The following is a 13,951-nucleotide window of genomic DNA, read 5'->3' as shown; positions in this document are numbered from 1 at the left end:
ATTCTCTCTCCCTTAATATGCGCGTGATTTTCCGCCATCGAGTGCAATGGCCGTGCCGGTAATAAACCCGCCCCGTTTTGAAGACAGGAAAGCAACCATCGCGCCGAAATCTTCCGGATCGCCGAATTTGCCCACCGGCACTTCACCAAGCCATAATTTCTCAGCCTCAGTCCGGCTGAGCGCGTCACGCTCCATGCTGGATGTCACCAGATATTCCATCCGATCGGTGGCAAAAGGCCCCGGACAGAGGCAGTTGACGGTAATGCCTTCATGCGCAAATTCGATCGACAAAGATTTGGCCATGCCAACCACCGCCAGACGGATAGAGTCTGACAGAACCATATTCGGCTGAACGATTTTCACGCCCACAGTGGTGACAAAAATGATGCGCCCAAATTGGCTCTTTTGCATGTGGGGCAAAATTTCATGGCAAAGATCGACCATAGGAAGCAGGCTTTCATTGAGCGCGTCTTCCCAGCCTTCACGGTTCACACCTAAAAAAGGTGCCGATTCCGGCCCGCCTGTATTCGCCACAAAAATATCAATGCCGCCAAGCGCGTCAACTGCTGAGTGAACACCGCTTTGCAAAGTTTCGCGCTTGGATAAATCAATTTCCACCGCGACAGCCTGTGCCGCGCCTGCGGCTTTCAGCTCGTCAACAAAACTTTGCATAGCCGCCAGATTGCGTCCTGCAACAGCCAATGACGCCCCCTCACGCGCCAAAGCAATGGCAGCGGCGCGGCCAAGACCGCGTGATGCTGCTGTTATCAGAGCGCGTTTGCCCTGAAGTCCCAGTTCCATTCTCCACCTCCCAGAGTTGTCTAACATGACACATACACATGTGCAGATTAAATGTCGACAATATTTTATAATTTGTATACATATTGGTTTATCGTGTATCAATCATGCACATAAACAAACTGGAGGAGTTTGAATTGCGCGATATTCCGTTATTAATTGGTGGCAAAGAAATTCATGAGGGTTCCGATGGTGTCGGGGAAAGCCGCGATCCTTCGACCGGAAAAGTCATCGGCCGTTTTGTCCGCGCCGGTGAAAATGAAGTAAATGCTGCGGTGGAAGCCGCCCGCAAGGCTTTCGATCAAGGGCCATGGGCTAAATTACGCCCGTTTGAGCGCGGCCGTATCTTACATAAAATCGGCGAGCTGATTCTTGAGCGCCGCGACGCAATCGCCAAGCTGGAAGCCCAAGACAGCGGCAAACCTTTGCGCGATGCCTATTGGGAAGTCGACTGTGCCGCACGTTTCTTTGAATATTATGCAGGCGTTGCCGACAAACAGCATGGCTCATCCATTCCGTTGGGGCCGGACTGGTCTGACTGGACAGTCAAAGATGCTATCGGCGTGTCGCTCCACATCATCCCTTGGAACTATCCGTTTCAGTTGATTGCCCGTGGTGTTGCCCCTGCTCTCACCGCCGGTTGCTCGGTTATTATCAAACCTGCAACGGAAACGCCTTTATCAGCCTATGAATTTGTCAAAATCTGTCAGGAAGCAGGCCTGCCCGACGGTCAGGTTAACCTCATCAATGGTCGCGGCTCGCTGATTGGTGACGCATTGGCCAGCCATAAAGGCATTGACCAGATCACCTTTACAGGTTCAGTGCCAACGGGTGAGCGCGTGCTGAAAGCAGCCGCCTCACACGCTATTCCTTGCAATATGGAACTGGGCGGAAAATCACCGCAAATTCTCTTTGGTGATGCGGATCTGGATAAAGCCATTCCACTTGTTGCAGGTGGTTTTCTCACCCATGCCGGTCAGGTCTGTAATGCGGGCACACGGTTGCTGGTTGAACGCTCGGCGCATGATCGTGTCGTAGAAAAACTCCACGCACATATCCGCGCGATGAATATCGGCAGCGCGGTTGATGATCCGGATATGGGGCCGGTGATTAACCAGTCACACCGCGATTCCATCGCCAGCTATTATGATGTAGCGGCCAAAGACGGGGAAATTTTGTGGGGTGCAGACCTGCCAAAAGCGCCTGAATTAAGTGATGGTGCATTCGTGCGCCCTGCTTTGGTTGTGGGTGCCAGCAATTTGACGCGCATTGCGCGTGAAGAAATTTTTGGCCCTATTTTGACGGTTATTCCGTTTGATACGGAAGAAGAAGCCATCCGCATTGCCAATGATTCAGATTTTGGCTTGGTGGCAGGTGTACACACGACCAATATCAACCGCGCTTTGGGCGTTGGTCAACATCTGCGCGCAGGTCAGGTGTGGGTCAATTCTTTTGGTGTCGGGCTTGATGTGGAGTTTCCGTTCGGCGGCTATAAGCTTTCAGGCTTTGGCCGTGAAAAAGGCTTGGAAGCTCTTGGTGCATATCAACAGATCAAAAATATCTGCATCCACCATCCGCTTCGTTAACGCGCAGCATCCTTGCAATAAAAAAGCTCCGGTCATTGTGGCCGGAGCTTTTATTTTAAACAGATAAACGGTCCGCTATTTTTTGTAGTCGTTCAGTAGTAAACTCAACAAATTCCGCACCAATTTCCGAAATGCTCGGGCGCTCCGGATAAATAAACGCAAAATGATGCGGGATATCAGGGAGAAAACTGCGCACCTCAATATCCAAATCAAGACAATCTTGTACAAGCAATGAGTTAACAATGGAAACACCAATGCCTTGTGCCGAAAAACCGCATGCGGAACTCACCGAATGCGCCTCCAACCGCACATGCGGTTTAATCCCATGAGCTGAAAAAGCCAATTCCAGATCATGACGCGGTGCGCGGCGCCAGCCAAGAAGCACCAGCGGCTCATCGCGTAAATCTTCAGGCCGTATCACCTTCAGCTTTGTCAGCCTGTGATTTTTCGCCATAACGCAAACCGAATGCCCCAAAACCGTTTCGGAACGCACAAAGCCCTGCTCAATGGCAGGCAGCCGCATGAAACCAATATCGGCGGTTTTTTCTTCCATAAAACGCTGGATCACATCATAAGTGCCATGCAAAATCTCAAAGCGCACATCAGGATGGACTTTTAGAAAATCCGCAATGATTTCAGGCAGGATACGGCGGCAAAGACCCGGCGGCACGGCCACCCGCAACAGGGCATTGGAGTAGCGACCAGAGCGGATTTTCTGTGCGGCCTCATTGAGAATATGGATGCGCTCCATCACATCAGACACATAAGTTTCCAGCAGATGATTGATGCGTGAGGGCACCAGCCGCGCACCTTCACGCACAAAAAGATCTATTTCCAGATCTTCTTCCAATTGCGTAATCCGACGGCTGATAGCCGATTGCGAAATGCCCAAAAGTTCCGACGCGGCCTGCGTCGAGCCGGTGCTCATAACGGCACGATAGGCTTCCAGATCTTTAAATTTCATCAGCAGCCAACTTAAAACTCATGTCAATATCTATGCGCTTTACGCATGCATATTCGCGTTTATATCATAATATTGCAAGTGTTTTATCATTGTGTCAAATTATTCTAATTCCAAACTGGAGGTGGATGGGTGGAAGTTTTATCAGCCAATTTTGATCAGGCATATACACAATGACGGCGTTTGTTATTCGCCGCCTTTTTCAGGCACTGATCGTTTTATTTATTACATCTGTGATTGTCTTTGCCGGTGTTTACGCAATCGGCGACCCGCTGGAGATTTTACTCCCCGCTGATGCCACCATGGCAGAACGCGCACAGGTCACACAATCTTTAGGTCTAGATAAGCCTTTGATCATTCAATACGGCCATTTCTTATGGAATGCCCTGCATGGCGATCTCGGCACATCATTTGTTTATAACCAGCCCTCTGTCAGCGTTATTTTGCAACGCTTGCCCGCCACATTGGAACTGGCATTTTGTGCGCTGATTATGGCGCTCCTGATCGGTATTCCGCTGGGTCTGCTCTCCGGTCTTAAAAGCGGCACCGCAACTGATGAAACCATCATGACAGGCTCTATCCTCGGTTTCAGCCTGCCCAATTTCTGGCAAGGCATGATGCTGATCATGATTTTTTCGGTTTATCTTGGCTGGTTGCCGTCCACCGGGCGCGGCCAGACCGGTACTATTTTAGGCATTGAAACCAGTCTCGCGACATGGGACGGCATCAAACATTTGATTTTGCCTGCCATCAATTTGTCCTTGGCCAAAATCTCGCTGGTGATCCGCCTCACCCGCACCGGCGTGCAGGAAACCATGCCACTGGATTTTGTTAAATTTGCCCGCGCACGTGGTCTTTCGCCTTTTCGCATCATCAGCGTGCATGTTTTGAAAAACATTCTTATCCCGATCATCACCGTGATCGGCATCGAGTTCGGCTCGCTCATTGCCTTTGCCGTTGTTACCGAAACCATCTTCGCATGGCCGGGCGTCGGCAAGCTGATCATCGACAGTATCAATATTCTCGACCGGCCAATTGTCGTTGCTTATATTCTGGTCGTCGTTTCCATGTTCATCATCATTAATCTGGTCGTCGACATTTTATATTCGCTCCTCGATCCACGCATCAGGAGTAAACGCTAATGCTCCGTCTTGTTCACTCCGTCTTCGGTGACGGCCTTGTCACCACTGCCATCACCGGCATTTTCGGCAGCATTAAAGCCACGCTTGCACTGATCATCTGTATTATTCTGATTTTCTGTGCGGTTTTTGCGCCATTTCTTGCGCCGCAAAACCCTTATGATTTGATGCAAATCGACATTTTTGATGCCAAGCTGCCGCCAATGTCAGAAAGCTATAATGGCATGATCTATTGGCTTGGCACCGATGGCCAAGGCCGCGACATGCTTTCCGCCATGCTTTACGGGCTTCGCACCAGTTTGAGCGTTGGCCTGACCGCCGGTTTGCTTGCACTTTTTATCGGCTCGGCACTTGGTCTTCTGGCTGCTTATAGCGGTGGCCGTCTCGATGCATTTATCATGCGTTTTGTCGATCTGATGCTCGGTTTCCCGACCATTCTGGTGGCTTTGCTGATTTTGGCCGTACTTGGACAAGGCACATGGAAAGTCATCATGGCGCTGGTTTTTGTGCAATGGGCTTATTTCGCCCGTGCCGCCCGCGCCGCAGCGCTTGTCGAAGTCAATAAAGATTATGTCGAGGCTGCACGCTGTTTGGGGCTTGGAAAGGCTCGCATTCTGTTTGCGCATTTACTGCCAAACTGCATGCCGCCGCTCATTGTTATCGGCACGATCCAGATTGCCAGCGCTATTGCCGCCGAGGCAACACTCAGCTTTTTAGGCATCGGCTTGCCGATCACCGAACCTTCTCTCGGCTTGCTCATTTCCAACGGTTATCAGGTACTTCTCGCCGGTCTTTATTGGATCAGCGTTTTCCCCGGCCTGTTGCTGCTCACACTGGTTTTTTCCATCAATATCGTAGGCGACCGTCTGCGTGAGGTTCTCAATCCGAGGTTGGCACAATGACGGAAGCGCAAAATTTGAACGGCGAAATCGTCCTCGATGTCCGTGATCTGCAAACGCATTTTTTCACACCAGCGGGCGTGGTTAAATCTGTTGATGGTGTCAGTCTGACGGTGCACCGTGGCGAAATTTTAGGGCTTGTCGGTGAATCCGGCTCAGGTAAATCCATCACCGGCTTTTCGATCATCGGACTGGTGGATAAGCCGGGGCGTAATGTTGGCGGTTCCATTCTTTTCAAGGGTGAGGAACTGCTCAATGCTTCGCCTAAGCAATTGCAGCATTTGCGCGGAAATCGCATTGCGATGATCTTCCAAGACCCGATGATGACCCTTAATCCGGTTTTATCGGTCAAAACCCATATGATTGAAACCGTGCTTGCCCATGACAATGTCAGTCGTCAGGAGGCATTATGCCGCTCGATTGAAGCACTTAGTATGGTGGGGATTTCGCAGCCTGAGTTGCGCATTGAAAGCTATCCGCATGAGTTTTCCGGCGGTATGCGCCAGCGCGTTGCTATAGCGATTGCGCTTTTGCACAAACCTGACCTGATCATCGCCGATGAACCGACAACCGCTTTGGATGTGACCATTCAAAGCCAGATCTTATCAGAAGTGCAAACCCTTTGCCGTGAGCTGGGCATGGGGCTGATTTGGATCAGCCATGATCTGGGCGTTGTTGCAGGGCTCGCCGACCGTGTGGCGGTTATGTATGCCGGACGCATCGTTGAGCAAGGCTTGGTTGATGATGTGCTGGACCGCCCGAAACATCCTTATACGGCAGGGCTTATTGGCTCAGCACCAGCGGCCAATGAACGTGGCGCGCGGCTTACCCAAATTCGCGGTGCCGCTCCCCATCCGCTCAAGCGCCCTGAAGGTTGTGCGTTCCGCACACGCTGCGATTTTGCAAATGATGCCTGTCTTTCAGAACCTGCGGAAACATTTGGCGAGCATAGCCATCGCTGGCGTTGTTTCCATCCGCCTTCACCTGTTGCAGGGGAGCAAACGCTATGAGTGAAATTTTTGCTGAAGCCAAAAATGTCTCCAAACGCTTTTTCACTGAGCCTGACTTTGCCGAAAAAATCGCCGCCAAACTCGGCGCTCAATCCGAGCCGCGAATGGTGCATGCGCTGGATGGTGTTGATCTGCAAATCCGCAAAGGTGAAGTGGTTGGTTTAGTGGGTGAATCCGGCTGCGGAAAATCCACCCTTGGCCGTGTTATTGCCGGAATGCTGCCTGCAACTGAAGGCGAAGTGTTTATCAAAGGCGAAGAGCGCAACAAACTGCGCGGCAAGGCGGCAAAAAATGCCCGTTTGAACACGCAGATCATCTTTCAGGATCCGATGTCATCGCTTAATCCGCGCAAGCGCGTGGTTGATATTATCGGTGAAGCGCCAGTCGCCCATGGTCTGATTAAACGCAGCGAAAAAGAAAAACTCGTCACCGAGCTTCTGGAAACTGTCGGTCTTGATCCGTCGATGGCCAACCGCTATTCGCACCAGTTTTCCGGTGGGCAGCGCCAGCGTATCGGTATTGCCCGCGCTTTGGCGGTTAAACCGGAATTTCTGATCTGCGATGAAAGTATCGCAGCGCTTGATATTTCCATTCAGGCGCAGGTGATCAACCTGTTTATGGATCTGCGCAAAAGCTTTGATCTCACCTATCTCTTCATCAGCCATGATTTAAGCGTTGTGAACCACATCGCTGATCGTGTGGTGATTATGTATCTGGGACGCATTGTCGAGGCAGGTACTGCCGAGACAATTTTTGAAAATCCCAACCATCCCTATACCGCAGCCTTGCTGGCAGAAGTGCCGCGCATTGACCGCCGCCACCGCGCGTTCAGTCCGGTAAAAGGTGAAATTCCTTCACCGATGAACCCGCCGGCAGGCTGCCATTTCCATCCGCGTTGCCCTTATGCAATGGACCGCTGCCGTAATGAACGGCCGGTTTTGCGCAATCTGGAAAACGGGCACCAAAGTGCTTGTCACTTAAACGATCTCGAACAAAGACCACTCTTCGACAATACGGGGCATAAAAGGGAGAACCTGTCATGACGTTTTTGAAATCTGTAACAACCGCTGCTTTTGCAGCTGCAATGCTGGCCACCACATCGCTTTCAGCTTTCGCTGATAATGTGGTTATCGGCCGCGCCAACGAACCATCAGCGATTGACCCGCAATTTTCGCGCACCGGCAACAATCAGATGACCGCTGACAACATGTTTGAAACATTGTTGTTTACCGATGCCAATCTGCAAATGCATCCGCATCTGGCCACTGAGTGGAAAAATATCGATCCGCTGACATGGGAAATTTCTTTACGCAAAGATGTAACCTTCCATGATGGCTCGCCTTTTACCGCTGATGATGTGGTTTTCTCGATTGAGCGCACCGATAAAGTGCCAAATAGTCCGGCACCATTTACGGATATGGTCAGCACGGTTGCCAAAACTGAAAAGATTGACGACCACACCATCCGCGTAACCACCAAACGCCCTAATCCGGCATTGATGGAACAGATCGGCCGCGTTTTCCTCGTTTCTAAAAAAGCCGCAGAAAATGCAAGCCTTGAAGACTTCAACTCCGGCAAAGCAGCCATCGGCACCGGCCCTTACAAATTTGTTGAATGGAAACCGGCGGAATCTTTGAAGCTCGTCGCTTATGACGGCTATTGGGGCGAAAAGCCGGATTACGACAATGTTGAATTCCGCTTTATCGCCAATGATGCTGCACGCACTGCCGCTCTTCTTTCCGGCTCCGTTGATCTGATCGACGCCGTCTCCCCTGCCGATGTTGCCCGTCTGGAAGGCGAAAAAAGCATCAAAGTTTACCCGATTGAATCCGGTCGTCTGGTTTATCTTGCCCTCAGCATGCGTGATGACACAGCACCGGGTGTCGTCGATGCTGGCGGCAAACCAATTGAGCCAAACCCGTTCCGCGATGCACGCGTGCGTAAAGCGATTTCAAATATGATCGACCGTAACCTGATGGTTGATCGTATTTTGAACGGTTCCGGCGTTGCCTCTGCACAGATCGTCCCGTCCGTTTTGGGTGGTTATGTCAAAGACTTGCAACCAACCAAGCCGGATGCCGATGAAGCCAAAAAGCTTCTGACTGAAGCCGGTTTCCCTGAAGGTTTCGGCATTACGCTTTATTCCTCCAACAACCGTTTTCCGGGGGACGGTGACATTGCACAGGCTATGGGTCAGATGTTGGCGCGTGGCGGTTTGAAGGTCAACGGCGTGCAGACACAACCATATAACGTCTATGCAGCAGCAGCCACCAAGGGCGAATATGGCGCTTATATCTTCTCGCTCGGTGCTTCCACACCAAACTCAGAAGGCAGTCTGCGTTCGCTTTTGCAGACCTATCGCAAAGATGCCGGCACCGGCGGCTTTAACCGTATGCGTTATTCCAATGCCGAATTTGATGCGATGCTGAACTCAGCCATGGAAGAATTTGACCATGAAACCCGCATGAAAAAACTGGAAGATGCCACCAAAATTGCCATGGAAGATCAGGCCATTGTGCCGCTCTACTTCCAGAAAATTTACTGGGCATCGCGTGACGGCCTCGATTTCACCCCCAACTTGTCCGAACGAACCATTGCACAGGATGTGCGGAAGCAAAAATGACCTTTACACCTAATGAATTGACGTCGGCGACTTTGGTCGCCGACGATGTCATCGTGCATCGCAACGTAATGATTGCGATGCGTGACGGCGTTCATCTGGCAACTGATATTTACCGTCCTGCCAAGGACGGTAAACCGGTGGAAACGCCTTTGCCGGTTATTTTGGAACGCACGCCTTATGATAAAGCGGGCACGCCACGCACAGAATTGTCGGTGAAAAAGCCAACCCCCATGTCGCGTCAGGATCTGGCAATCCATATGGTGCGCCTTGGTTATATTGCCGTTTGGCAGGATTGCCGCGGCCGCTATGAAAGCGAAGGCCATTTCACCAAATATCTGTCCGAGGGCGAAGATGGCTTCGACACGATGGAGTGGATTGCAGCGCAACCGTGGATGAACGGGCGTATCGGCACGCAAGGCCTTTCCTATAATGCGCATACCCAAATGGCGATGGCATGTCTTAATCCTCCCGGACTTGCTGCCATGTCCATTGATTCAGGTGGTTTTTCCAATGCTTATACCTGCGGCATCCGTCAGGGCGGCGCATTTGAATTGAAACAGGCCACATGGGCCTATCACCGTGCGCAAGAAGCAACCGATGATCGCACTGCGGCGGCTGTGGCCGATGAAAGCCTGCATGACTGGTTTGCCCAGATGCCGTGGACAAAAGGCCGTTCACCGGTGCGCTGGAACGCAGAATATGAAGATTATCTCATTGAGCAGTGGCAAAACGGCACTTTCAATGATTTTTGGAAAAAAGTCGGCATTTATGCCGCCGGTTATTACGACACTTTCCCGAAAGTGCCGACCATTTTCATGTCGAGCTGGTATGACGCCTATGTCACCACAACACTTGAAAACTTCACCGCACTGAAAGGCGATTCCGAACGCCCGTTGAGCCTCATCATGGGGCCTTGGACCCATGGCAATCGTTCAAGACAGGTTTTTGGCGATGTGGATTTTGGCGCACAGGCAGTTTTTGACGGTCAGATCGACGAAGATTGGCTGACCTATCGTGAAAAATGGTTCGCGCATTATCTAAAAGATGAAGCCGACCCAAAACAGGCCGGACGTGTTCATTTGTTCCTGATGGGGACAGGTACGGGCAAAAAAACCGAAGCCGGACATCTCGACCATGGTGGTCGCTGGATTGAAAGCACCGACTGGCCGCTGCCGGAAGCAAAGCCGCTTGATCTCTATCTGCATGCAGATATGAGCCTGCAAACATCGGCGCCGCAGGCAGAAACAGCGGCCATCAGCTATGATTTTGACCCGCGCAATCCGGTGCCAACCATTGGCGGCTCGCTCACATCCGGTGAACCGATCTTCACTGGCGGCGGTTTCAATCAGGTTGAATCTGAAGCCTTTTATGGCTGCACCCGTCCGGGTCTGCCACTGACAGCGCGTCATGATGTTTTAAGCTTTGAAACCGATATTCTGGCTGAAGATACCAGCATTGCAGGCCCTGTTGAGATTGAGCTTTGGGTCACAACGGATGCATTGGACACGGATTTTACCGCCAAACTGGTTGATGTTTATCCGCCATCTGAAGACTATCCGCGTGGCTACGCACTCAATATTACCGACGGTATTTTCCGCGTGCGTTACCGCAATGGTTTTGACAAGCCGGAACCGGTTGGCAAGGGTGAAGTTTTTAAAATCACCATTTCGCCTTTTGCGACAGCCAACATGTTCAAAAAAGGCCACCGCATCCGTTTGGATATTTCCTCATCCAATTTCCCTAAATATGATGTGAACCCAAACACCGGCGAACCGGAAGGCACCAGCCATCGCAAGAAAACAGCGGTCAATACGGTTTTCATGCACAAAGGCCGTGCATCAAAACTTAAATTGCAAAAGCTCTGATATGATAAAAATGCCCCTGTTTTGCAGGGGCATTTTTATAATTTTTTTCTCTTTAAAAGTTTTAAGATTTTTGCCCTGTTGCATCCGTTGCAATGAACTTCAAAATCCCTGCCAATTGCACCGCTTTTTTAGGCTCTTGCGCAACGGCATCTGCCGGATGAGAGACACCATCATTAACCGGCACCTCATCAAAATCAAACGGACTGATACCTTCAAGACACGCGACATTCACCCCATATTGATGCGGATTGGAACGACGCTGGTGATGTGTATAAATTCCGCAAACCGAGCAGAAATAATGCTTCGCGCTTTTCGTGTTAAACTGATAAAGCGTGAGCTTCTCTTCGCCTTCCAAAATATGAATATCAGATAATTCAGCAGAAACTGCAATTGCTCCACGCATACGGCAATAAGAACATGTGCAACGGCGGGCAGTGTGTAACCCATCCGATAAACACACATGGAATTTAACGCTGCCGCAGTGGCATTGCCCTGAAATCTCAGTAATATCTTTATTCATACCATGACTTCAATATTTTTTACTTCAGCAATTCTTTGACACGATTGAGTGCCGCCGAAAATCCGTCCAATGAAACGCTGAGTTTCACTTCGCCACCATTGACTGCTTCTGCAACCAGATTAAGCGCTTTACCGGCATTCAAAGCTTTCAGCTGTGCTTCGCCAAAATTGAGCGGAACAATACAACCCGCTGGCAAACAAGTTGAGAATGTTTGTGCTGCACCGGCTTTGGCTTCATCAATCTGCAAAGAAACGCCTTTGCTTAATTGTAAACCAAAAGGCATCACCAAAGCACCTGACGCCCCATCCGCTGTTGGCTGTAATTCAACCGCCAAAACGCGGGAACCTTTATTATCCTGCTGCTGCTGTGAAAGGGAGCAAAGCGGCTTCGGTGCTTCATCTTTTATGGCCTGCAAACGACATTGCACTGCCCAGTCGCCGTGCGTTTCAGATAAAGAACTTGCACCACCAGGCAAAGGCGGCGCCTTATCCTGAGCATATGCAGAAAACGCGCTACCACAAGAAACCAACAAAGCCGCAGTCAATGTCAGGTATTTTGGCATGATCGAATATGACATAAAGTGATCCCGTATATGCTATTATTAAAAATCATCAGCACAATTAAAACATATGCGCCTTTTTACTATAATTGATTGCCGTTCGCAGGCATCTTGTCAATGCACATTCAGTTTAAGAAAGCAAAAACCAATATCATTCGAATAAGTTATATATATTTTGAAATAAGCGCTGCTATGATTGTCCAAAGCACGCATTATTAGCACATTCTTTGCGTAACAACCGGAAGGTTTCATCATGAAAACAAAGATCATTATTGATACCGATCCGGGGCAAGATGATGCGGTAGCGATTTTACTGGCGCTCGCCAGTCCTGAACTGGATGTTTTAGGCATCACCACCCTGGCCGGTAACATCCCGCTTGAGAAGACTCAAAGCAATGCACGCAAGATTTGTGAAGTGGCTGGGCGAAAAGACGTCAAGATTTTTGCCGGTGCATCAAGACCATTAGTGCGCCAACTCGTAACCGCAGAAGAAGTGCACGGCGACACCGGCCTGAACGGCTATGATTTACCCGCTCCCGAAATTCCTTTGCAGCCGCAAAATGCTATCGATTTCATCATTGAAACTCTTTTGCAGGAAGAAATCGGCACGGTCACTTTATGCACCTTGGGGCCTTTGACCAATATTGCCATGGCATTAACACGCGAACCGGCCATCGCGCCCCGCATCAAACAAATCATCATGATGGGTGGTGGTTATTTTGAAGGCGGCAATATCACACCTGTGGCCGAGTTTAATATCTATGTCGACCCGCACGCAGCCCATGTCGTTTTCAATGCCGGTTTACACCTGACAATACTGCCACTGGATGTGACGCATCAGGTTTTAACCACCAAAAAGCGCATTGATGCCATCCGTCAGATCAGCACCCGCAGCAGTGAAATTGTTGCCGCCTGGCTTTCTTATTATCAACGACATGATGAAGCTAAATATGGCACTGATGGCGCGCCATTACATGATCCGAATGTGATTGCCTATCTGCTCAAACCAGAGCTTTATTCCGGCCGTCATTGCAATGTGGAAATTGAAATTGCTTCTGATCTCACTATGGGTGAAACCGTTGTTGATTGGTGGGGCGTAACCACGCGAGCAAAAAACGCTTATTATATGCGTGACGTAGATGCAGATGGTTTTTTCACTCTGCTGACAAAGCGTTTAAGCCACTTACCCAGCTGAACCTAAAAATATTTCATAATTTTAAGCTTATTGCACCAAACCATTGAAGAGTATATCGTTTACTCAAACTTACGCATCAGGTTTTTTATTCATAACAAATATTCAGGTGTTTTGTTGGCTTCGGGTTTAGAACACGCGATTACTGCGACTGATACATTTGCGCATATGCGCATTATCAACGGTATGGGGATCAGCCTGTGCTTGTCTCGTATTCTGATTTTTCTATCCCGTTTCATCCAACACCCGACAAAACATAAAATCTCCAAAGTCCATATGGGCTGGGTTTTTGTCATCCTGCTCTGGATCATCCAGTTCTGGTGGGATTATCTGTTTGAAAGTGGCGAAAAAACCTACGACATTTATACGTATATCGTTGATTTATCATATGTTTTTGGGCTGTTTTTCATCTGCGTCACCTTAACGCCCGATGATGTGAACGAGTATGGCGGTTATGAAGAATATTTCTTCTCCCGCAAAAAATGGCTTTTCTCATTTTTCATCACCATCAATATCGTGCAAAATCTGAATGAAATTCGCAACGAGTTGAGCGCTCATAATATGAGAGGCTTGATCGTGGAATTTGGCCTTTTAGCTTTCACCACGCTATGTATTCTGCTCGCTATGCGCGTTAAATCAAAGAAATTTCAGTTCTTCCTGATTGGTCTTTTAACCTTCAGTATTGTCCTTGACTTTACGTTGAATTTTTTAGGAATTGATCATTAAGTAAAATCAGATACCCTAGTTGAGTGCGTCGCTTGTCATAAGCGCCACGCCTTTTCCTGATGTTTTTATCGTC

13 protein-coding genes are annotated in these 13,951 nt (G+C 49.6%); 9 read left to right on the top strand and 4 right to left on the bottom strand.

What is annotated here, in order from left to right; translation table 11 throughout:
- Positions 1–12: 12 nt before the first annotated feature.
- A complete protein-coding gene (locus ABDZ76_RS10360; protein ID WP_343805106.1) occupies positions 13–801 on the bottom strand; it encodes an SDR family oxidoreductase in 789 nt (262 codons plus the stop codon).
- Between the two features lie 104 nt (positions 802–905).
- On the opposite strand from ABDZ76_RS10360, the gene ABDZ76_RS10355 reads away from it, so the two are divergent.
- Positions 906–2,384 (top strand): aldehyde dehydrogenase family protein, encoded by a 1,479-nt coding sequence (locus ABDZ76_RS10355; protein ID WP_343805105.1) that lies wholly within the window; start codon positions 906–908, stop codon positions 2,382–2,384.
- A 55-nt stretch (positions 2,385–2,439) separates the two neighbouring features.
- Here ABDZ76_RS10355 and ABDZ76_RS10350 read toward each other — a convergent pair whose 3' ends face one another.
- Positions 2,440–3,348 carry a LysR family transcriptional regulator gene (locus tag ABDZ76_RS10350; RefSeq protein WP_343805103.1) on the bottom strand — a complete coding sequence of 303 codons (909 nt, stop codon included), beginning with the start codon at positions 3,346–3,348 and terminating at the stop codon, positions 2,440–2,442.
- Between the two features lie 170 nt (positions 3,349–3,518).
- On the opposite strand from ABDZ76_RS10350, the gene ABDZ76_RS10345 reads away from it, so the two are divergent.
- From ABDZ76_RS10345 to ABDZ76_RS10320, 6 genes are read left to right on the top strand one after another with little or no spacing between them, the layout of a single operon-like run.
- Entirely contained in the window at positions 3,519–4,487 is a 969-nt protein-coding gene (locus ABDZ76_RS10345) for an ABC transporter permease (RefSeq protein ID WP_343805101.1), read from the top strand.
- Positions 4,487–5,386, top strand: a complete 900-nt coding sequence (locus tag ABDZ76_RS10340) for an ABC transporter permease (RefSeq protein WP_343805099.1) — start codon at positions 4,487–4,489, stop codon at positions 5,384–5,386. The genes ABDZ76_RS10345 and ABDZ76_RS10340 overlap by 1 nt, the downstream gene beginning before the upstream one ends.
- Positions 5,383–6,393: an ABC transporter ATP-binding protein gene (locus tag ABDZ76_RS10335; RefSeq protein ID WP_343805097.1), complete on the top strand. Its 1,011-nt coding sequence runs from the start codon at positions 5,383–5,385 to the stop codon at positions 6,391–6,393. The genes ABDZ76_RS10340 and ABDZ76_RS10335 overlap by 4 nt, the downstream gene beginning before the upstream one ends.
- Positions 6,390–7,436 carry an ABC transporter ATP-binding protein gene (locus ABDZ76_RS10330; protein WP_343805095.1) on the top strand — a complete coding sequence of 349 codons (1,047 nt, stop codon included), beginning with the start codon at positions 6,390–6,392 and terminating at the stop codon, positions 7,434–7,436. Before ABDZ76_RS10335 ends, ABDZ76_RS10330 begins: the two co-directional genes overlap by 4 nt.
- The gene (locus tag ABDZ76_RS10325) at positions 7,433–9,016 is read left to right on the top strand and encodes an ABC transporter substrate-binding protein (RefSeq protein ID WP_343805093.1); all 1,584 of its coding nucleotides are present in this window, start codon (positions 7,433–7,435) and stop codon (positions 9,014–9,016) included. The genes ABDZ76_RS10330 and ABDZ76_RS10325 overlap by 4 nt, the downstream gene beginning before the upstream one ends.
- Complete coding sequence (locus tag ABDZ76_RS10320) at positions 9,013–10,881, top strand: CocE/NonD family hydrolase (RefSeq protein WP_343805091.1); 1,869 nt, start codon at positions 9,013–9,015, stop codon at positions 10,879–10,881. Before ABDZ76_RS10325 ends, ABDZ76_RS10320 begins: the two co-directional genes overlap by 4 nt.
- A 61-nt stretch (positions 10,882–10,942) precedes the next feature.
- On the opposite strand, the gene ABDZ76_RS10315 is transcribed toward ABDZ76_RS10320, so the two are convergent.
- Positions 10,943–11,401: a GFA family protein gene (locus ABDZ76_RS10315; RefSeq protein WP_343805089.1), complete on the bottom strand. Its 459-nt coding sequence runs from the start codon at positions 11,399–11,401 to the stop codon at positions 10,943–10,945.
- Positions 11,402–11,420: 19 nt separating this feature from the next.
- Entirely contained in the window at positions 11,421–11,978 is a 558-nt protein-coding gene (locus ABDZ76_RS10310; RefSeq protein ID WP_343805087.1) for an invasion associated locus B family protein, read from the bottom strand.
- A gap of 235 nt (positions 11,979–12,213) precedes the next feature.
- On the opposite strand from ABDZ76_RS10310, the gene ABDZ76_RS10305 reads away from it, so the two are divergent.
- Positions 12,214–13,155, top strand: a complete 942-nt coding sequence (locus ABDZ76_RS10305) for a nucleoside hydrolase (RefSeq protein WP_343805085.1) — start codon at positions 12,214–12,216, stop codon at positions 13,153–13,155.
- A 114-nt stretch (positions 13,156–13,269) separates the two neighbouring features.
- A complete protein-coding gene (locus tag ABDZ76_RS10300; protein ID WP_343805083.1) occupies positions 13,270–13,878 on the top strand; it encodes a hypothetical protein in 609 nt (202 codons plus the stop codon).
- The last annotated feature ends 73 nt before the right edge of the window (positions 13,879–13,951 follow it).

Source organism: Paenochrobactrum glaciei (assembly GCF_039522165.1).
Taxonomy (GTDB): Bacteria; Pseudomonadota; Alphaproteobacteria; order Rhizobiales; family Rhizobiaceae; genus Paenochrobactrum; species Paenochrobactrum glaciei.
Note: the sequence above shows the minus strand (reverse complement) of the source record. Positions and strands in the feature narration are given on the sequence as shown.

What these genes read in the sequence shown, in the direction of transcription:
- ABDZ76_RS10345 (WP_343805101.1), top strand. Translation starts at nt 3,519, where the DNA reads ATGACGGCGTTTGTTATTCGCCGCCTTTTTCAGGCACTGATCGTTTTA.
- ABDZ76_RS10350 (WP_343805103.1), bottom strand. Translation starts at nt 3,348, where the DNA reads ATGAAATTTAAAGATCTGGAAGCCTATCGTGCCGTTATGAGCACCGGC.
- ABDZ76_RS10325 (WP_343805093.1), top strand. Translation starts at nt 7,433, where the DNA reads ATGACGTTTTTGAAATCTGTAACAACCGCTGCTTTTGCAGCTGCAATG.
- ABDZ76_RS10340 (WP_343805099.1), top strand. Translation starts at nt 4,487, where the DNA reads ATGCTCCGTCTTGTTCACTCCGTCTTCGGTGACGGCCTTGTCACCACT.
- ABDZ76_RS10360 (WP_343805106.1), bottom strand. Translation starts at nt 801, where the DNA reads ATGGAACTGGGACTTCAGGGCAAACGCGCTCTGATAACAGCAGCATCA.
- ABDZ76_RS10305 (WP_343805085.1), top strand. Translation starts at nt 12,214, where the DNA reads ATGAAAACAAAGATCATTATTGATACCGATCCGGGGCAAGATGATGCG.
- ABDZ76_RS10355 (WP_343805105.1), top strand. Translation starts at nt 906, where the DNA reads ATGCACATAAACAAACTGGAGGAGTTTGAATTGCGCGATATTCCGTTA.
- ABDZ76_RS10310 (WP_343805087.1), bottom strand. Translation starts at nt 11,978, where the DNA reads ATGTCATATTCGATCATGCCAAAATACCTGACATTGACTGCGGCTTTG.
- ABDZ76_RS10315 (WP_343805089.1), bottom strand. Translation starts at nt 11,401, where the DNA reads ATGAATAAAGATATTACTGAGATTTCAGGGCAATGCCACTGCGGCAGC.
- ABDZ76_RS10335 (WP_343805097.1), top strand. Translation starts at nt 5,383, where the DNA reads ATGACGGAAGCGCAAAATTTGAACGGCGAAATCGTCCTCGATGTCCGT.
- ABDZ76_RS10330 (WP_343805095.1), top strand. Translation starts at nt 6,390, where the DNA reads ATGAGTGAAATTTTTGCTGAAGCCAAAAATGTCTCCAAACGCTTTTTC.
- ABDZ76_RS10320 (WP_343805091.1), top strand. Translation starts at nt 9,013, where the DNA reads ATGACCTTTACACCTAATGAATTGACGTCGGCGACTTTGGTCGCCGAC.